This window comes from Microbacterium sp. A84 (assembly GCF_051842815.1).
Taxonomy (GTDB): Bacteria; Actinomycetota; Actinomycetes; order Actinomycetales; family Microbacteriaceae; genus Microbacterium.
The window spans coordinates 299,133-317,411 of record NZ_JBPXMS010000002.1 but is presented as its reverse complement, the minus strand read 5'-3'; the positions used below and the strand labels follow the sequence as shown (position 1 = coordinate 317,411).

Here is an 18,279-nt window from a genome sequence, read left to right as displayed (position 1 = left end):
AATGTCTGTGACTTGTGCCAGGGTTAACAAACCCGGGTACAAGAACCCGGCAGGGTTCGAGGGAGACGGGCTGTGGCGCACATTCACGAGCTGATCAAGCAGTTGCGCGAGTCGAACCCCGCATTGGGCGACGAAATCGCACGTGAGTTCGACGTTCTGTCACAGCGCCGGGCGTTCGGGCTCAACTTCGAGCGACACACGCCCGAGGCTGTCGAACTACCGGGGAGGCGCGTTCGGGTGGGTGACACCGTGCGGCTCCTCCCGCCTCGCGGCGAGACACCGAAGGCCGCAAACGATCGGCTCTGGCGGGTTCGGTCGATCAGTGACACAGGCGGCGAGCGCGTTGCCGAGCTCGAGGATGCGAAGGGCACAGCGGATGCTGAACAAACGAGCGTCGACGTCGACGACCTCGTGTTCGTGGCGGAGTTCCGTGACCCGATCTATCCGGGACTCGTTTCGACGGGCAAGGTGGAGCGCGGTGGAGACAAGCCGTTCCACTCCGTGATTAACGCTGAGAATTACCACGCGCTTCAGGCGCTGCTCTACACGCATCGTGGCAAGGTTGACACGATCTACATCGATCCGCCGTACAACACCGGAAACGATGGCTGGATCTACAACGACAAGTACGTGGGCAGCGACGACATGTACCGACACTCCAAGTGGTTGGCATTCATGGAGCGTCGTTTGCTGCTTGCTAAGGAGTTGCTCGCACCGACCGGAGTGATCATCGTGGCTATCGGTGATGACGAGCATCACCGCTTGCGAATGCTGATGGATCAGATCTTCAGCGTGCAGAATTTCATCTCTGACGTGGTGTGGCAGGGTGGGCTGAAAAACGACTCGCGTTACGTGTCAAACGGCGCTGACTACATGTTGATGTACGTGCGAGACGGTAGCGCCTCGACCGAAGCCGACATCAAGTGGAGAGAGCGGAAACGTGGGTACGATGCGGCTTTGAGCGCAGCCGAATCCGTGTGGTCGGATTCCGGGGGCGATCCTGATGTTGCAACCAAGCGATACAAACAATGGCTCCGCGGCGAAGGTAAGTCGCTCTGCGATGCGGGAGTATCCAGATTCGATCAAATTGACGCGGATGGGCGGGTCTATAACGCCGACCGCGATCTTTCCTGGCCAGGGGGCGGCGGACCACGGTACGAGGTGAGGCACCCCGACACCGGGCGTGCAGTGACTGTCCCCAGCGGTGGATGGCGCCTGCAGGAAGTTCGCATGCTGGAGGAGATTGCCGCGGGGCGAGTTTCTTTCGGCCCGGACGAATCCAAGATCCCACGTGGGAAGAGTTACCTCGTGGATCAGGACAGCCAAGTTGCCACCTCAGTGTTCGAGGTTGTGCGCACTCGCGCTGGGAAACAGCTTCAATCAGTTTTAGGGGACAAACGGTTTCCGAATCCCAAAGACCACGAAGTGCTCCAGCGGTGGCTCCGACTCGTGGGTCCCAAGGATGCAGTGATCCTCGACTTTTTCGGTGGTTCTGGCTCCACTGCGGAATCCGTGATGCGGCTTAATGAAGAGGACCGCGGCACCCGTCGATGCATACTCATCACGAACAATGAGCTTGCAGTCCCCGACTCGAAACGGTTGATCAAGGATGGCTACCGGGCTGGAGACGAAGAATGGCGGGCGAAGGGCGTCTATGAGCACGTCGCCAAACCGCGGATCACGACCGTCGCAACCGGGCTCCGTGAGGACGGATCAACGTACTCCGAAGGCCTCGCGCAGAACGTCGAGTTCTTTACGCTGAGCTACGAGGCACCGATGCGGGTTCAGTCGCATCGAGAGTTCGCGAAGATCGCACCGTTGCTCTGGTTACGTGCCGGCTCGTGTGGCCGTCGCATCGAGTCCCTTCCCGACGGGTGGGACGTCGCCGAGACCTACGGTGTGATCGATGACATCGACAAGACCGACGCGTTCGTCGAAGCCATGGTCGCGAATCCCGATGCAACTCTCGCATTCGTCGTCACCGATGAGGATCGCTTCTTCGAAGCCATCGCTCGGGCGCTTCCCGAGGCGGTCGAGGTCGTGCGCCTCTACGACTCTTATCTGCGCAACTTCGAGATCGACGCAATGCGAGGTGTGCGATGAGATTCACGCTCAAGGACTATCAGCGCGACGCTGTCGTCCAGACGCTCGACAACCTTCGACGTGCTCGACGGCTGTACCAGAACGAATCCATGGAGACGTCGTTCGCGCTGACCGCGACGACCGGTGCGGGTAAAACGGTGATGGCTGCCGCCGCCATCGAGGCGCTGTTCTACGGCGACTCCGAGCTTGAATTCGAGCCGGACCCTGGCGCCGTCGTCATCTGGTTCTCGGATGACCCGAACCTCAACGAGCAGACGAAGCGGCGCCTCGTCCAGGCGTCTGAGAAGCTGTCATACGACCGCCTGGTGACGGTCAAACCGCCCTTCGCTCTCCCCACGCTCGAGCCACAACACGTCTACTTTCTAAACACGCAGCGTCTGTCCAAGACATCACTTCTCACCCGAGGTGCGGAGCGTGCCGCGCAGGCCGATGCCCTTGGTGAGGAGTACGTTCCCGCTCCGGATGATCTGGCGTGGAACATCTGGGAGACGCTCGAGAACACGATCGAAGATGACGGCCTCACCGTCTATCTTGTGCTTGACGAAGCGCATCGCGGGTTCAACAGCAAGGCATCCAGAGACAAGCCGACCATCGTGCGCCGCCTCGTCAGCGGCGAGATGACCGGCCTCCCCATTCCCGTCGTGTGGGGCATCTCTGCGACGATCGATCGCTTCACCGAGGCGATGAAGGACGCGGCGAGCGACGGGCGCACCACGTTGCCTCCGGTGGCAGTCGATCCGGCGCGCGTGCAGCAGTCCGGCCTCATCAAGGACGTGATCGCTCTCGACATCCCTGCGGAGGCCGGAAACCTCGAGACGGCGCTGACGACCCGCGCCGCTCGGAAGCTGAAGGAATCTGCGAAGCGCTGGGGACGTTACTTGGCCGAGCAGAAGAACCTTCCCGGCGAGACCTCGGCCGACAAGGTCGTGCCGCTCCTGGTTCTGCAGATCCCTAACACCGAGAACTCCGATGACGTAGGTCTATGGCTCGACACGATCCAGTCCGAACTTGGCGACCTGACCTCCGTCGGCGTGCGCCATGTGCTGGGTGACCACAAGTCGCTCACATTCGGGTCGTGGGACATCGACTGGATCGAACCCCAGCGCGTGCAGGATGAGACCCAGGTACGCGTGCTCATCGCGAAGGACGGCATTTCGACAGGGTGGGACTGCCCGCGTGCGGAAGTTCTCGTCTCGTTCCGTCCGGCGAAGGACCACACGCACATCACACAACTCCTCGGGCGCATGGTGCGTACGCCTCTCGCCCGTCGTATCCCGGGAGAGGACCGCTTAAACGCGGTCGATTGCATCCTGCCGCACTTCGATCGCACGACGGCCGGGAATGTTGTCAAATATCTCACCGGCGCGACTGACTCGATGCCCGGCAGCGGGCAGAAGGTGCTGATCGATCCGCGGGAACTGGTGCCGAACTCGGCGATCCCGGACGGTGTGTGGGAGACCTGGGATCAGATGCCCGCAATGGTGATCCCCCGACGAGGATCGCGACCGGTCAAGCAGCTTGTCAGCCTCGCCCAGGCGCTCGCGGCCGACGGCCTGCGTCCAGGCGCCGTCGCATCGGTGAAGTCGCAGATGCACAACACTCTCGAATCTCTCGCCGCTCGCTACGACGGAGACCTTCGAAACGCTGAGATTGAGGTGCTCACCGTCCGGGGCATGACGATCTCTGGCAGGACTGCGAGCAAGAAAGTCAGCTACACCGACTTCAATGAGCGTGCCGACGAACGTGCCATCCGTGTCGCGTTCGAAGAGGCGAAGCGTGCGTTTGGCGCGGATATCGCACAGTCATATGTGGATTTCCTCGCCGACCCAAACATCGACGACAGCGACGAGGCTCTGCGCGACGCCTTTGTGAAGGCCGCAGCACTCGCGACGGTGCCCAACGTGCGGGAGAAGATTGACGAAGCGGCCCAAGAGATCGTGGCGGAGTGGTTCGGTGCGCATCGAGTCGCATTGCGCGGCCTGGCCGACGAACGACGCGAGGCATATGAGGAAATTCGCACCCAAGCCGTCGAACCACAGCCGACCGAACTTGCAAGGCCGAAGTCGCGCCTCGAGGACTTCGCCGAGACCGAGCATGATCAGGTCAAGGCAGCGGAACTCATCGACAAGCACCTGATGGCTGACGATGACGGTTGGTTCCCCTTGTCTAGCTTGAACGGCTGGGAGCGTCCTGTCGTTCGAAAGGAAGCCGCCCGTACGGACTGCGTCGGGTGGTATCGCAACCCCTCGGTGACGCGCCCGGACTCCCTCGGAGTGCCTTACCGCGATGGGTCCGGAAATTGGCGCACCCTGCATCCGGACTTCTTGATCTTCACCCTTGTGGGAAACGAGATCCGCCCATCGATCGTCGACCCGCACGGTACGCATCTCGACGACTCGCTCGTCAAGCTCCGAGGCCTGGCTGCGTTCGCCGAGCAGAACGGATCGAAGTTCCACCGGATCGACTCGATCGGTACGTCCGGGTCGTCATCGGAACTCAGGGTGCTCGACATGCTCGACCCCGCCGTTCGGCACTTGGTACAGGAAACGAAGGGAAGCGCGAGTGACCTGTTCGGTTCGGCGATCGGAGCGAAGTACGCATGAGTGAGCTAGCATTCACACCATCGCAGGAAGCGGCGATCGGAGACGTCGACAGCACGCTTCAGCTCATCGCATGCGCCGGATCAGGTAAGACGCAAGTGCTCGCGCAGCGGATTGCCCGCATTCTCGCCCAGTCGGGCGTGCGCCCTGGCAACCTGATCGCCTTCACCTTCACTGAGAAGGCTGCGGCCGAACTGAAGGAGCGCGTGCACTCCGTTGTTCGCGCGGAGATCGGCGAGGTAGTCGGCCTGGCTGAGATGTACATCGGCACCATGCACGGCTACTGTCTGGATCTGCTGCAGACGTATGTTCCGGAGACGTTCAAGTACGGTGTGCTGACCGATATCACGCAGCAGTTGCTGATCGATCGCGAGAGTAAGCGGTCGGGTTTGACGACATGCACGAAGCTCGTTCAAGGGAACGAGGCTCCGCTCCGACGATATGTGGACACGCGTACCTACAAGTCGGCACTCTCGATTCTGCAAGAGGACGAGATCGACTTCTCGCGAGTGCGTGACGCGGTCGCATCCAGCCTTGCCTCGTACCGTGACCTCCTCGGTCAGCGGAAGTACTTCGACTACACGTCGATGATGGTGCAGGCCGTCGAGTTTCTCGGAAACGTCGAAGAGTCGGACGATCTCACTTCGTCGGAACGAGTTCTGAGGGACCACGTCAGAGATGAAGTCCGTTACGTGATCGTGGACGAGTACCAGGACGTCAACCCGATCCAGGAGCGCCTGGTCGAGCGTCTCGTTCACTATGGTGCGAACTTGTGCGTCGTCGGAGATGACGATCAGACGATCTATCAATGGCGCGGCTCTGAGGTGTCGAACATCATCACCTTCGCGAATCGGTATGCGGACGTGCGGACGATCGAGCTGGCCGAGAACTTCCGGTCAACGAAGGGTGTCGTCGAGCTCGGGCGTACCGTCGCCGAGCGACTCAATTCCAGCGAGCGTCTTTCGAAGAAGATGCTCTACGCGTCGCACCAGGAATGGCAACGCGGTGACATGCTCGCGCTGCAGTTCGGCGATGTGGCGGAAGAGGCATCGTGGATCGCCGAGCGCATCCTCGACCTGCAAGGGATGCCCTTCGTCGACAAGCCGGGGGCGTCCCCACGTGGTCTCTCTTGGTCGGATTGTGCTGTGCTCTTCCGATCAGTCAAAGATGCAGACGCACTTGTTGACGAGCTCAAGCGACGCAATATTCCATACCTCATCAAGGGGTTGGCGCGCCTGTTCGAAGCGCCCGAGATTCGTGCCTGCGTCGGACTGTTCCGCTACATGATGGACGACGCGACGGCTGCGGACTTGCGTGAACTGTGGGACGACGCTGACCTCGTGCCGGACGCCTCGCGTTGGCAGCGCTTGCTCACGGTCCTCGACGAGGGCGCCGATTTCGGGAAGAGCGACCGATGGGGGACGTACAACATCCAGCGTCTCTACCTGGCGGCACTCGACGCGTTGGAACTTCGTGAGGAGACGATCCCGGGTGACGCGCGCCGACGTGAACTCGTGATGTACCAACTCGGGAAGTTCTCTCAGGTCATCTCGGACTTCGAGGCGATCCACTTCTCATCGGCGCCGGAGCGCAAATACGAATCGTTCCTCGGTTTCCTGACATTCCAGGCGCCGGACGTGTACGAAGAGTCCGACGACGACGCGGGATACGTCCAGCCTGATGCTGTCGTTATATCGACGGTGCACCGGTCGAAGGGGCTGCAGTGGCCGGCCGTGTTCGTTCCGTTCCTTCGTCACGGGCGGTTCCCGATGCGCGGGATGGGCGGCACCCAGGTCATCCCTCACATTATTGACGCCGACGCCGTCGCCAACGGTGCGCGTTACAAGGGCGGTGTATCTGACGAGACCCGCCTGTTCTACGTCGCAGTCACGCGTTCGCAGAAGTTCCTCTACGTCAGCTACGCGCCGGGGGAGAAGAGAGGGCAAGGGAAGGCGTCTGACTTCTATCTGCACTGCACGGCATCGTCTTGGATGTCGACAAGCGACGAGGGCATGCCTGACATTGAGCGTCTAGATCCGACACCGAAGCTCGAGACGCCCAACATCGCGATCTCGTTCTCGGAGCTCAAGTATCTTTTCGACTGCCCGTATCAGTTCAAACTCCGCTTCATGTATGGATTCAACCCACCCATCCACGAGGCGCTCGGATACGGCAAGGGGCTGCACGACGTGCTCGCCGAGATGCACAAGCGGGCGCTCGCAGGAGATGCCCCGGCGCGTGACGAAGCGGAGCAACTCGTGCAGCGCCACTTGCACACTCCATACGCGTACCCGGCGCTTCACGATCAGCTCCATCGCGCAGCTGTCGATGCGGTTGAGCGTTACTTCGATCGTCATGGCGATGACCTCACCCGAACGATCCATTCGGAGAAACAGATCGGTGTGGACATCGCGCCGGGTGTGTCGGTCAATGGCCGGATTGATCTAATCAAGTCGCTCGAGACTGATGAGACGGCGATCGTTGATTTCAAGTCGACGGCGAGATCCCAGGATGAGGACGCCACTCGGGATCAGCTCGCGATCTACGCGCTCGGATATCAGGAGCTGTCCGGAACTGCTGCCGACCGCATCCAAATATTGAACCTCGACGACCAGGGGAAGAGCACGAACGACCCGATCGATGCGGATCTGATCGGAGGCATCCGCGAGAAGGTTGCCGGTGTCGCTGGAGATATTCGTGCCAACCGTTTCGAATGCACACACGACCATTCCGCAGACGGTGCGTACAACGACCTCGTGGCGTTGATGCCGCGTGCGCGCTGATCGCGTTCATATACGGATCATGTGGCGGGGGCTAAAGTCGAAGACGAAGCGGTGAAGGCGTTTTGAAATCCCGCTGACTCGTCGTGAGTCGGCAGCGTGCGCTCAGCGAGGTGCACCCTTCCTGGCTCTCGACCTCGACGAGGAAGCCCAAAGCGCGTTGCCCTCCCCAGCTTCAACGTCTTCCCACGTCGCGGTGATCGAGAGACCGGTACGGCGCGCCAACTCCAAGAGTCGACGGAGATGAATCGTCGACATCCCGTTCTCGATCGCGCTGATGGTGCTCTGGGGAAGGTCTGTCTCGGCGGCCAGCTCGTTCTGTGTCCACCCTTGGGCGAGGCGTGCCTGCTGCAGCGCCAGACCGATGTCGCCTGGCGTGCGCAGTCGAGTCGTGTGCTGCACGGTCGCCTCCTATCGCTATTTCACGATATTACTCGCATATCGTGAAATAACGATATTGAGTGAGTATCGTGTTTTCGCGATACGCGAGCGGTAACACTCGAGGAATCAACTTCACCGTACGGAACACCTCGATGCAGGTGGGGTCATTCGTTGATTCTCGCAGGGAATGACTCATTAAAGTGAAGTTCTATCGCACGCTTGCACGTAATTATCTTCGAATGTCTGTGGTCGCTGTCATTATTAAGTATGGCAATTTTCACCGACATCGCGTCGCTGATCCCCACGCTGGGATCGCGACTCGGTGACGGCTGTGACCTCGCTTCGGCGCAGGTCATCATGCAGGGGATGACTGATGCCGAGGTCGTCGCGGTTCTTGAAGAATGGGCCGGATTGGTGCAGCAGGCAGAGTCGGTCGGGCTGATCGCCGCTGGGATCGTCGGGCAGCGATCCACGCGGAGCGCCGGGCATTCCGGCCTCGCTCAGTCGCACGGGCAGCGATCGGCGGTCGCACTTATCCAGCAGATCACGGGCTGCACGCGGTCTGAAGCTGCGCGACGACTGCGGGTGGGTGAGGCGCTGATCGAAGAAGTGGTGCTCGACGACGAGCGTGACGCGGATGTTGGTGCCGGCGGATCCGCTGGTGAGCAATCTGGGGATGCTGCGGCGGGAGCTGATTTGGGCGGGGACGATGCCGATCGTGGCACGCAGGATGCCGGAGCCGCTGGCGCTGACGAGCAAGAGGACTCGGGGTGGGGTTCCGGTGGCGGGTTTGATTTCGGTGCTGGTGCTGGTGCAGGTGCTGGTGCTGGTGCTGGTGGCGATTCCGGAACTGCCCCGTCGCCTCCGCAGCGGGACTGGCAGGAGCCGTTGAAGCGGGCATTGCGTGCTGGTGAGATCTCGGCGGCGCAGTTCGATGCGATCCGAGCAGGGCTCGGTGAACCGCCCGAGGCGACGGAAGATGGCTCGCCCGAGGGCGACGCAGATGCGCGCGCGGCTTGGGAACAGGCTGCCGATCAGCTTCTCCACGAAGCGGTAGAGCGCACGGTCGAAGAACTCCGCACCGCGGCGCAGTCGATCCGCGACCTCCTCGATCCCGTCGGAGCTGAAAAGAGATTCCTCGCGCGATTCGAAAAGCGGACGTACCGCACGTGGATCGACCGGGATGGGCAGCGTCGCGGCGCCATCGTGTTCGACGACGAAGGCGGGGTGTTCACGGAGGCAGCATTTGCTGCTGCATTGCGGCCACGCCGAGGCGGGCCACGGTTTGTGGACTCAGAAGAGAAGGAACGTGCCTCGGCCCTGATCGACGACGCGCGTACCAACGATCAACTTGCCTACGACTTACTTATTGACGTGATCCGCGCCGGCGTGCTGGCCGACGCGAAGACCGTCTTCGGTACGCGTCAAGCCGGGGTTCGACTCGTGCAGCAGGTCAGCGCGGGCGGCGAGTATGCGCCGATCGCGCTGACTGAAGATCATCTGATCGCCGTGCCGACTCAGTCGGCCAAGCAGCGCATCTGCGACACCGGAACCGTTCGCGTGCTCGTCGATTCCTGTGGCAACCCGCTCGACGTCGGCCGCGAACAGCGGCTGTTCATGCCTCACCAGCGCATTGCGCTGGCGATCCGCGATGGCGGATGTCGATGGCGTGGATGCGACCGTCCGGCCTCCTACTGCGAAGCGCACCACATCGACGAGTGGGCTGGCGGCGGCCGAACCGACATCGATCGGGGGATCCTTCTTTGTCGATTCCATCACATGCAGTTGCATCACGGCGACTGGTGGATCACGCGCGATGGCACCGGTGACTTCGTTCTCCACCACCCGTCGGGGGAGCAGTTCGTGCTCGCCCAACGTGCGGTGCTCCGCTACGCCTGGGCGGGCATCGACCCGCCGCCCAAGCGATTCATGCCCGCCGCGTGAGGCGGGCGGATCGCAAGAGCGATGGGGCGGTTGTGACGGGTATCGGCGGTGGCAGAGTTCGGTGGTGGCGGAGTCCGGTGATGGCAGAGTCCGGCAATGATGGGGAATCGTGCCCGGCACGTTGGTTCGGGCACGGAGCGGTGTACCGCAGACAGGGTTCCCGCGCCTGACGCGAGCTAACGCGCCGCAACCACCAGCAATTCGCCCACCTCGCACTCCAACGCATCGCAGATCGCCCGCAGCGTCGAGTATCTGATCGCGCGAGCGCGATCGTTCTTCAGCACCGAGAGATTCACGATGCTCACCCCGACGCGAGCGCTCAGTTCGGTGAGAGTCATCCCGCGCTCGGCGAGCAACTCGTCGAGACGGCAGTGGATGCCGGTCTCCTCCTCTTCTGCAGGCGGAGTCATACGAGACCCTCCGTCTCGCGCTGCAATTGCTCATTCTCCTGCTGAAGCCGCATGCCCTGCCGGAACACTGCGGCCAGCGCAGCGAGCGCGAGAGCGCCGACGAACGGCAGGGGCGTCACGGTGAGCTGGAACACCATTGGGTACCATTGCGAACTCTGATCGACCACTTCTCGCAGCCCGATCGTCGCAGCGACGCCGCCAAGCAGATCGGACACGATCCCAAGCGCCAGCACCGCGATTGCTCCGCCGGTCAGCACCCGCGTCACCGTTCGCGAGAAGGTGCGCCCACGCAGAGTCTGGAAACAGATCACGGCAAGCATCGCGGCGGGAACAGTAGAGAACGCCATCGAGAAGAGCTGCGCTGAGCCGGCAATCAGCCTGAGCCCCAGTGACGCGCCTTCGACCGTGAAGTCCGACAGGTTCTCAGATCGGCAGGTCGTCGTACCTCCCTTGGCGAGCGTGTTGCACAGGTCGGATGGCCAAGGGAACCACACAGATGTCGCTCCGTGGAGCTCCGCCCAATCCACGGTGAACGCTTTGATCACGACGATCAGGGCACCGGCGAGTGACAACATCACCCACAGACCTGAGATCGTCAGGGCCGCATCCAACGCAATCGTCTTGCTGCCTCGGCGCTTGCCGCGCCAGATAACGAGTCCAACGACAGCGCCGATCACAGCGAGTGTGATGCCGATGTTCCCCAGCGATGGCCAGAACTCGCCCATGAAGTTGATCATCAGACGAGCCCTTCTATCTCGCGCTGCATGGCTGCGCCTCGACGGAAGACGATGACCAGAACGCCGACCGCGACGGACGCGATGTAGAGCGGGATTCCGTCTCGGAACAGCAGCCATCGTCCGTCGCTGAAGTCGCCGCCGAGGGCTACGAACACTCCGTTGAACCCCATGGTCTCGAAGAAGTGAGGGCCGAGGCCGGCAAGGAGCAGCAGTATCGAGATCGTGAACGTCAGACCTGTGTTCACTCGATCGAAGACGATTCCGCGCAGCAGGCGCAGGCAGACGATCACTGCGAACACTGCGACCGAGATCAGGCACAGTGCGCGCAGCACGATCGCGATGACGAGCGACGCGACGCTGATCACGTTGACTCCGGATGCTGTGAGCGTCACCATCTCCGCGGTGGCGGGCACACCACCGCCGACGGCGGCGGTAATCTCCTGCGCGGGCACGCGGGTCGTGACGGTGATCGATCCCGGAACGGCGAAAAGATCGACCAAGCGCTGGATGCTGTCGTTGACCAGGATGCCGACGACGATCGCGCCGACCGCGATCCCGGTCAGGAGATCATTGCGATCGCGCTTTGCCTGAAGCTGCGGGGTTCGAGATGTCATCAGACGAGTCCTTTCGTGTCCTGCTGCATGCGCTGCCCGATCTCGAACGCACCCGCGACGACGGCGAGGGCCATGCCCCAACCGAGTGGGGAAAGGTCGAGAACGGCGAGGAACACCGGCAGCCCGGTTATGTCGAGCGTCATTACGATTTCGGCGTTCGCGAGGCTCTCGAAGAGTGGACCAAGCAGCCCGCCGGCCACGACGAGGATCGCCACGATCCCGATTCCCCACGTCGCAGATCGGACGAACGGTCGCCCGACGAGAACGCGCACGCACAACCAGGCGACGACGGCGCAAATCCCGATCGCGACCAGTGCTGTGAGGATGCTTGCTGTGATGAGCAACCCCCTTATCGACCCGGACAAGCCCGTCGCGGTGAGAGTCAGCGTTTCGAAGGCGGCGCTGGTGACCTGTGCGGATGCCTCGCTGATCTGCTCGGCGGGGAAATCCATCAGAGGGATGCCGTTGACGACGATCGCTTCATCGGTTGCGAGCGCGATGACCCGCATCGTGAGCGCCACGATGTCGACGATTCCGATGGCGGCTGCGGCTCCTGCGACGACGCCGAGTACCACCTTCTCGATCTGCTTCATCCGGCGGTTTGCTGCTGTGTCTCCGGTCATGTTCCTATCCTTATCGATAGTCGTTGTTATCGACTCTCGTTAACATAACGACTATCGATAACCCATGTCAACAGCCTGGCTCGCTATGCCGACGGCGAACACGGGCATACCAGCCCTGTGCGGTCGTTACTCTCGATGTACAGGCGCTTGCCGCGTCTTCGCCCCGTGCGAATAAGGAGTCAGCATGTTCGAGAGATTTACGGACCGAGCCCGTCGAGTGGTTGTCCTCGCCCAAGAAGAGGCGAAGATGCTCAACCACAACTACATCGGAACCGAGCACATCCTGCTCGGTCTCATCCACGAGGGTGAGGGCGTCGCCGCCAAGGCGCTCGAAAGTCTCGGCATCTCCCTCGACGCAGTGCGCGAGCAGGTGCAGGACATCATCGGCCAGGGTCAGCAGCAGCCGACCGGCCACATCCCCTTCACGCCCCGCGCGAAGAAGGTGCTTGAGCTGAGCCTGCGCGAAGCGCTGCAGCTCGGCCACAACTACATCGGCACCGAGCACATCCTCCTCGGCCTCATCCGTGAGGGTGAAGGCGTTGCCGCTCAGGTGCTCGTCAAGCTCGGCGCCGACCTGAACAAGGTGCGCCAGCAGGTCATTCAGCTGCTCTCCGGTGCTCCGGGTCGCGAGCCCGCCGCCGTCGGTGCGCAGACCAACGACTCGTCCAGCGGTACGCAGGCAGGCTCTGCGGTGCTCGACCAGTTCGGTCGCAACCTCACCCAGGCCGCGCGCGACAACAAGCTCGACCCGGTGATCGGGCGCGAGAAGGAGATCGAGCGGGTCATGCAGATCCTCTCCCGACGCTCCAAGAACAACCCGGTTCTGATCGGTGAGCCAGGCGTCGGCAAGACCGCCGTCGTCGAGGGACTCGCTCAGGCCATCGTCAAGGGTGATGTCCCGGAGACGCTGAAGGACAAGCAGGTCTACTCGCTCGACCTCGGCTCGCTCATCGCCGGTTCCCGCTACCGCGGTGACTTCGAGGAGCGCCTGAAGAAGGTCACCAAGGAGATCCGCACCCGCGGCGACATCATCGTCTTCATTGACGAGATCCACACCCTCGTGGGTGCAGGTGCTGCGGAAGGCGCGATCGATGCCGCGAGCATCCTCAAGCCGCTGCTCGCCCGTGGTGAGCTGCAGACGATCGGTGCGACCACGCTTGACGAGTACCGCAAGCACTTCGAGAAGGATGCTGCGCTCGAGCGCCGCTTCCAGTCGATCCAGGTCGCGGAGCCCACGCTCCCGCACACGATCAACATCCTCAAGGGGCTGCGTGATCGCTACGAGGCCCACCACAAGGTGCAGATCACGGATGGCGCCATCGTTGCGGCAGCGAACCTTGCTGATCGCTACGTCGCTGACCGCTTCCTCCCGGACAAGGCCATCGACCTGATCGATGAGGCTGGCGCACGCCTGCGCCTCTCGATCCTCTCCAGCCCTCCGGAGCTGCGGGAGTTCGACGAGAAGATCGCTGCCGTCCGTGAGCAGAAGGAAGTCGCCAGCGAGGAGCAGGACTTCGAGAAGGCCGCCTCCCTGCGTGACGAGGAGAAGAGCCTCCTCGCCGAGCGCCTTCGCCTGGAGAAGCAGTGGCGTTCGGGTGACGTCGCGACGAACGCGGTCGTCGACGAGGGTCTGATTGCCGAAGTGCTCGCTCAGGCCACCGGCATCCCGGTGTTCAAGCTGACGGAAGAGGAATCGAGCCGTCTCGTCTTCATGGAGAAGGCGCTGCACCAGCGCGTCGTCGGCCAGGAAGAAGCGATCGCAGCGCTCGCGAAGACGATTCGTCGTCAGCGGGCCGGCCTCAAGGACCCGAAGCGTCCCTCTGGCTCGTTCATCTTCGCCGGCCCCACCGGTGTCGGAAAGACCGAGCTGGCCAAGGCGCTCGCCGAGTTCCTATTCGACGATGAGGATGCGCTCATCTCGCTCGACATGAGCGAGTTCGGTGAGAAGCACACCGTGTCGCGGCTGTTCGGTGCCCCTCCCGGGTTCGTCGGCTTCGAAGAGGGCGGCCAGCTCACCGAGAAGGTGCGCCGCAAGCCGTTCTCCGTCGTGCTGTTCGACGAGATCGAGAAGGCTCACCCCGACATCTTCAACTCGCTGTTGCAGATCCTCGAAGAGGGCCGTCTCACCGACGGTCAGGGCCGGATCGTGGACTTCAAGAACACGGTCATCATCATGACCACGAACCTCGGATCGTCCGCGATCGCCGGTGGCCCCGTCGGCTTCCAGGTCGAGGGCAACGCGCAGACCAGCTACGAGCGGATGAAGGGCAAGGTCGACGAGGAACTCAAGCGTCACTTCAAGCCCGAGTTCCTCAACCGCGTCGACGATGTCATCGTCTTCCCGCAGCTGTCGAAACTGGAGCTCGTGCAGATCGTGGATCTGTTCTCCAAGCGCCTCGGCGATCGTCTGCTCGACCGTGACATGACGATCGAGCTGTCACAGGCGGCCAAGGAGCGCCTCATCGAGATCGGCTTCGACCCGGCACTCGGTGCTCGCCCGCTGCGTCGTGCGATGCAGCGTGAGATCGAGGACCACCTGTCCGAGCGCATCCTGCACGGGGAACTCAACTCCGGCGACCACGTCAAGGTGGATCTCGAGGACGGCAAGTTCACGTTCGAGACCAGCCAGCGCGGCGAGAAGGTCTCGGTCGGGATCAACACGGGCGGCGCGATCACCGCGACCCCCGACCTGGCGGTAGCTTCAGGCGAGTAACTCGCAAACGAAGAAGGGCGGATGCTTCGGCATCCGCCCTTCTTCGTTTCTGCTCATGTCTCGAACCCCAGACGAACTGTTGCCGCAGCAACTATCAGGTGAATGCCGGGTGGGAAGGCGGCGCGAGTTTAGGCTGGGAGGGTGAACGAGTACACCGTCCGCCCCGCGCGCAGCGCCGACGTCCTCGGCATCCACCATCTGCTGGAGCCGCTGGTCGAGCGACGCATCCTGCTCGGCAAGGATCTTGCGGTGCTCTACGGGGCCGTGCAGGAGTTCATCGTTGCCGAGAAAGACGGTGAGCTCATCGGGTGCGGCGCAATGCACGTGATGTGGGAAGACCTCGGCGAGGTGCGCACGCTGATCGTGCGTGATGACTGGCTGCATCGCGGCGTCGGGCGCGAAATCGTCGAATCGCTCGAGGCGCGTGCGCGCGAGCTCGGCCTGAGCCGACTCTTCTGCCTCACCTTCGAGACGGCATTCTTCACCGGTCGAGGGTTCGCTCCGATCGGCGAACAGATCGTGGACCCGGACGTGTACTCGCAGCTGCTGCGCAGCCCGGATGAGGGTGTCGCCGAGTTCCTGGACCTTGCCCATGTGAAGCCGAACACTCTCGGGAACATGCGGATGCTGAAGAACCTGTGATGGCAGGTCGTCGCAGAACACGCGCCAAGTATCGGCGACGCAGGCTCGCTGTGTTCTTTGGGCTTCTCGTATTGCTCGCCGCGCTGGCAGTCGGGGCGTGGCTCATCATCGCGCAGCCGTGGGCGGATGCCACTACCCACCACACCTCGACATCACAACCCACGTCGACACCACAGGAGACGGGTGAGCAATCGCCGTCTCCGGAACCGAGCCCGGAGCCGAGCGTCGAGCCGACCGCTGAGGAGACGCCGGGGATCGCGCCGTGCCAGGCGAGTGATGTTACCGTCGAAGCGACCACGAATGCCGAGACCTATCCGGCGGGCTCGCTGCCTGAGTTCTCGATCGTGCTGACGAACAGCGGCTCCGAGGACTGCTCGATCGATGTCGGCTCTGCCACGCAGGAGTTCACTGTCACCAGCGGAAACGATTTGTGGTGGGACTCACGGCACTGTCAGGAGAACCCCAGCAGCATGGTCGTGACGCTTGCGGCCGGTCAGTCCGTGCCCAGTGCCGAGCCCGTCATCTGGGATCGCACGCGTTCTGACGTCGACACCTGTGCGCAGGAGAATCGGCCGCGAGCGCCCGGCGGAGGAGCGTCGTACCATCTCACCGTCTCCATCGGCGGATTCACGGATGCAACAACCCGGCAGTTCTTGCTGTATTAAAGCTTAGAGTCCGCTATCCGTGGCTGACACTTCGCATCCTTTGGGATACCATTGAAGAGATTCTCGAGATAATTCGGTGTGAGCCATCCCCAGTGGCGTCGTATTCAGCGTCCCCAGCGCTTCGACACTTCACCGATCGAGAATCCGAGGGCCCTTTCGAGTACCCCAGTCCCCACTGGACGACTCGAGAGGGCCCCAATCTTTATGCTGGAGACATGGCAGCAAAGAAGTCGAAGTCCGCGAGTAAGAAACCCGCACCCGAGCAGTTCCGCTCCGAAGCCCTCGCGCGGGCGCTCGAGAAGCAGGACATGGCAGCGGTTGCGCTGGCGTTGCGCAACGGTAATACGGTGGTGCCGCTGCTCACGGCAGGCGCACGCGATAACCCGCTGGACGGCGGAGAGGTGTGGACCTTCCGCGATCCCGTATCCGGGGACGTTGCCCTGTTGCTGTTCAGTGACGCGACGCACAAGCCGGCGAATCTTCCCCCTGGCGTCGGGATCTATTCGCCAGCCTGGTTGCAGAAGTTTCTGACCACACATCGCGAGACGATCACCACGGTGTTCCTCGACATCGCGGGGCCGCATCCGATGCAGGCATCGCCCGACGAGCTACTCAAGGCACTCGAGGCCTGATCAGAACGGCGGAATCGCGTCTTCCCGGCGCGGCTTCGCCGGATGCGATGAGCGGCTGTGCGAGCGGACGTCGTTCAACGCAGCGTCGAGAGTGCCCGAGCGTTCATCGATGACCTGCACATATCCGAGCCGCGCTGCCTCGGATCGACGCTGCGCGGCCTGCGTCACCGCTCGCACCTCGCCTGCGAGGCTGAGCTCGCCCACCGCCGCGACCGTGCGAGGCACGGAGAACTGTCGGATCGAGCCCGCCACGGCGATCGCGATCGCGAGGTCTGCCGCGGGTTCGATGAACCGCACTCCGCCGACGGTGGACACGTAGACGTCGAGCTTTCCGGTCGGGATGCGACCACGCTTCTCGAGGATCGCCAACACCATCGCCACGCGCGCCGAGTCGAGTCCCGACACCACCCGGCGGGGATTCGGCGCCGTCGACTCGACGGTCAGTGCCTGCACCTCGACGGGGAGCGCTCTGCGGCCCTCCATTGAGATCGCGACGCACGTGCCGGGCTCCGTCGAGCCGTGGCCCAGGAACAGCCCGCTCGGATCCGGAACTTCGGCGATGCCAGCGCCGGTCATCTCGAAGCATCCGACCTCATCCGTCGGACCGAAACGATTCTTCAGCGCGCGGATGAACCGCAGTGATGTCTGGCGGTCGCCCTCGAAATGGCAGACGACGTCGACCAGGTGCTCCAGAATGCGCGGACCTGCCACCTGTCCATCCTTGGTGACATGCCCGACCAGGATGATCGGCAGGCTCCGCTCCTTCGCCACCCGGATCAGCGTCGCAGCGACCTCCCGCACCTGGCTGGGCTGGCCCGCCGCACCGTCAGACAGTGAGGATGCCACGGTCTGGACCGAGTCGACGATGACGAGCTGCGGCTTCACCTCGTCGATGTGCCCGAGAATCGTGGCGAGGTCAGTCTCGCTGGCCAGATACAGCTCGTCGTGCAGCGCACCGGTGCGCTCGGCGCGCAGTCGCACCTGAGCCTGCGACTCCTCGGCGCTCGCGTACAGCACACGGCGCCCGCCGCGAGCAGCTTGAGCGGCGACCTCGAGCAGCAGGGTGGACTTACCGACGCCTGGTTCGCCGCTGAGCAGGATCGCAGCCCCCGGCACGATGCCGCCGCCGAGCACACGATCGAACTCGCCGACACCGCTGGAACGGCGGGGCGTGTCGGCCGTGCTGATCTGTGTGATGGGGCGCGCGGCCCGATCGGCGCCGGGCGCGATCGGACTCATCTGTCTGAGGATGCCCGTCTTCGCGGCCTGTTCCTGCACCGTGCCCCACTGCTGGCACTCACCGCAACGGCCGGCCCACTTCGGTGTCGTCCATCCGCACTCGGTGCAGACGAAAGCGGGAGGTGCGGGTTTGCGGGTGGCCATACGACAAGCCTATCGACGGCATCCGACATCCCTATCGCGGAAAGTGCATTAT

Annotated in this window: 14 protein-coding genes; 8 read left to right on the top strand and 6 right to left on the bottom strand. The window is 62.8% G+C overall.

The window, feature by feature from the left end:
* Positions 1-72 precede the first annotated feature (72 nt).
* The 3 genes from ACSU04_RS11850 to ACSU04_RS11840 are packed head-to-tail and all read left to right on the top strand — an operon-like array spanning position 73 to position 7,486.
* On the top strand, positions 73-2,103 hold the full coding sequence (locus ACSU04_RS11850) for a site-specific DNA-methyltransferase (RefSeq protein WP_439289648.1): 2,031 nt from the start codon (positions 73-75) through the stop codon (positions 2,101-2,103).
* Positions 2,100-4,706 carry a DEAD/DEAH box helicase gene (locus ACSU04_RS11845; RefSeq protein ID WP_439289647.1) on the top strand — a complete coding sequence of 869 codons (2,607 nt, stop codon included), beginning with the start codon at positions 2,100-2,102 and terminating at the stop codon, positions 4,704-4,706. Before ACSU04_RS11850 ends, ACSU04_RS11845 begins: the two co-directional genes overlap by 4 nt.
* On the top strand, positions 4,703-7,486 hold the full coding sequence (locus ACSU04_RS11840; RefSeq protein ID WP_439289646.1) for an ATP-dependent helicase: 2,784 nt from the start codon (positions 4,703-4,705) through the stop codon (positions 7,484-7,486). Before ACSU04_RS11845 ends, ACSU04_RS11840 begins: the two co-directional genes overlap by 4 nt.
* 102 nt (positions 7,487-7,588) lie before the next feature.
* Here the strand turns inward: ACSU04_RS11840 and ACSU04_RS11835 are convergent, their stop codons facing one another.
* Positions 7,589-7,885: a helix-turn-helix domain-containing protein gene (locus tag ACSU04_RS11835; protein ID WP_439289645.1), complete on the bottom strand. Its 297-nt coding sequence runs from the start codon at positions 7,883-7,885 to the stop codon at positions 7,589-7,591.
* A gap of 246 nt (positions 7,886-8,131) precedes the next feature.
* Between ACSU04_RS11835 and ACSU04_RS11830 the strand changes: the two genes are divergently transcribed.
* The gene (locus ACSU04_RS11830) at positions 8,132-9,808 is read left to right on the top strand and encodes an HNH endonuclease signature motif containing protein (protein WP_439289644.1); all 1,677 of its coding nucleotides are present in this window, start codon (positions 8,132-8,134) and stop codon (positions 9,806-9,808) included.
* 176 nt (positions 9,809-9,984) lie between these two features.
* On the opposite strand, the gene ACSU04_RS11825 is transcribed toward ACSU04_RS11830, so the two are convergent.
* The 4 genes from ACSU04_RS11825 to ACSU04_RS11810 are packed head-to-tail and all read right to left on the bottom strand — an operon-like array spanning position 9,985 to position 12,192.
* Entirely contained in the window at positions 9,985-10,218 is a 234-nt protein-coding gene (locus ACSU04_RS11825) for a helix-turn-helix domain-containing protein (protein ID WP_439289643.1), read from the bottom strand.
* Complete coding sequence (locus tag ACSU04_RS11820; protein WP_439289642.1) at positions 10,215-10,955, bottom strand: hypothetical protein; 741 nt, start codon at positions 10,953-10,955, stop codon at positions 10,215-10,217. The genes ACSU04_RS11825 and ACSU04_RS11820 overlap by 4 nt, the downstream gene beginning before the upstream one ends.
* Positions 10,955-11,569, bottom strand: a complete 615-nt coding sequence (locus ACSU04_RS11815; protein ID WP_439289641.1) for a hypothetical protein — start codon at positions 11,567-11,569, stop codon at positions 10,955-10,957. The genes ACSU04_RS11820 and ACSU04_RS11815 overlap by 1 nt, the downstream gene beginning before the upstream one ends.
* Entirely contained in the window at positions 11,569-12,192 is a 624-nt protein-coding gene (locus ACSU04_RS11810; RefSeq protein WP_439289640.1) for a hypothetical protein, read from the bottom strand. Before ACSU04_RS11810 ends, ACSU04_RS11815 begins: the two co-directional genes overlap by 1 nt.
* A 184-nt stretch (positions 12,193-12,376) precedes the next feature.
* Here ACSU04_RS11810 and ACSU04_RS11805 point away from each other — a divergent pair, with 184 nt between their 5' ends.
* From ACSU04_RS11805 to ACSU04_RS11790, 4 genes are all read left to right on the top strand, one after another.
* Positions 12,377-14,905 carry an ATP-dependent Clp protease ATP-binding subunit gene (locus ACSU04_RS11805; protein ID WP_439289639.1) on the top strand — a complete coding sequence of 843 codons (2,529 nt, stop codon included), beginning with the start codon at positions 12,377-12,379 and terminating at the stop codon, positions 14,903-14,905.
* Between the two features lie 141 nt (positions 14,906-15,046).
* The gene (locus ACSU04_RS11800; RefSeq protein WP_439285361.1) at positions 15,047-15,547 is read left to right on the top strand and encodes an amino-acid N-acetyltransferase; all 501 of its coding nucleotides are present in this window, start codon (positions 15,047-15,049) and stop codon (positions 15,545-15,547) included.
* The gene (locus ACSU04_RS11795) at positions 15,547-16,212 is read left to right on the top strand and encodes a hypothetical protein (RefSeq protein ID WP_439285363.1); all 666 of its coding nucleotides are present in this window, start codon (positions 15,547-15,549) and stop codon (positions 16,210-16,212) included. Before ACSU04_RS11800 ends, ACSU04_RS11795 begins: the two co-directional genes overlap by 1 nt.
* 215 nt (positions 16,213-16,427) lie before the next feature.
* Positions 16,428-16,844, top strand: a complete 417-nt coding sequence (locus ACSU04_RS11790; protein WP_439285365.1) for a dehydrogenase — start codon at positions 16,428-16,430, stop codon at positions 16,842-16,844.
* Here the strand turns inward: ACSU04_RS11790 and radA are convergent, their stop codons facing one another.
* Positions 16,845-18,227, bottom strand: a complete 1,383-nt coding sequence (radA, locus tag ACSU04_RS11785; RefSeq protein ID WP_439285367.1) for a DNA repair protein RadA — start codon at positions 18,225-18,227, stop codon at positions 16,845-16,847.
* Positions 18,228-18,279: the final 52 nt, after the last annotated feature.

Coding starts and splice junctions, on each gene's coding strand:
- ACSU04_RS11805 (WP_439289639.1), top strand. CDS start 12,377: ATGTTCGAGAGATTTACGGACCGAGCCCGTCGAGTGGTTGTCCTCGCC.
- ACSU04_RS11820 (WP_439289642.1), bottom strand. CDS start 10,955: ATGATCAACTTCATGGGCGAGTTCTGGCCATCGCTGGGGAACATCGGC.
- ACSU04_RS11825 (WP_439289643.1), bottom strand. CDS start 10,218: ATGACTCCGCCTGCAGAAGAGGAGGAGACCGGCATCCACTGCCGTCTC.
- ACSU04_RS11790 (WP_439285365.1), top strand. CDS start 16,428: ATGGCAGCAAAGAAGTCGAAGTCCGCGAGTAAGAAACCCGCACCCGAG.
- ACSU04_RS11840 (WP_439289646.1), top strand. CDS start 4,703: ATGAGTGAGCTAGCATTCACACCATCGCAGGAAGCGGCGATCGGAGAC.
- ACSU04_RS11810 (WP_439289640.1), bottom strand. CDS start 12,192: ATGACCGGAGACACAGCAGCAAACCGCCGGATGAAGCAGATCGAGAAG.
- radA (WP_439285367.1), bottom strand. CDS start 18,227: ATGGCCACCCGCAAACCCGCACCTCCCGCTTTCGTCTGCACCGAGTGC.
- ACSU04_RS11830 (WP_439289644.1), top strand. CDS start 8,132: ATGGCAATTTTCACCGACATCGCGTCGCTGATCCCCACGCTGGGATCG.
- ACSU04_RS11795 (WP_439285363.1), top strand. CDS start 15,547: ATGGCAGGTCGTCGCAGAACACGCGCCAAGTATCGGCGACGCAGGCTC.
- ACSU04_RS11845 (WP_439289647.1), top strand. CDS start 2,100: ATGAGATTCACGCTCAAGGACTATCAGCGCGACGCTGTCGTCCAGACG.
- ACSU04_RS11815 (WP_439289641.1), bottom strand. CDS start 11,569: ATGACATCTCGAACCCCGCAGCTTCAGGCAAAGCGCGATCGCAATGAT.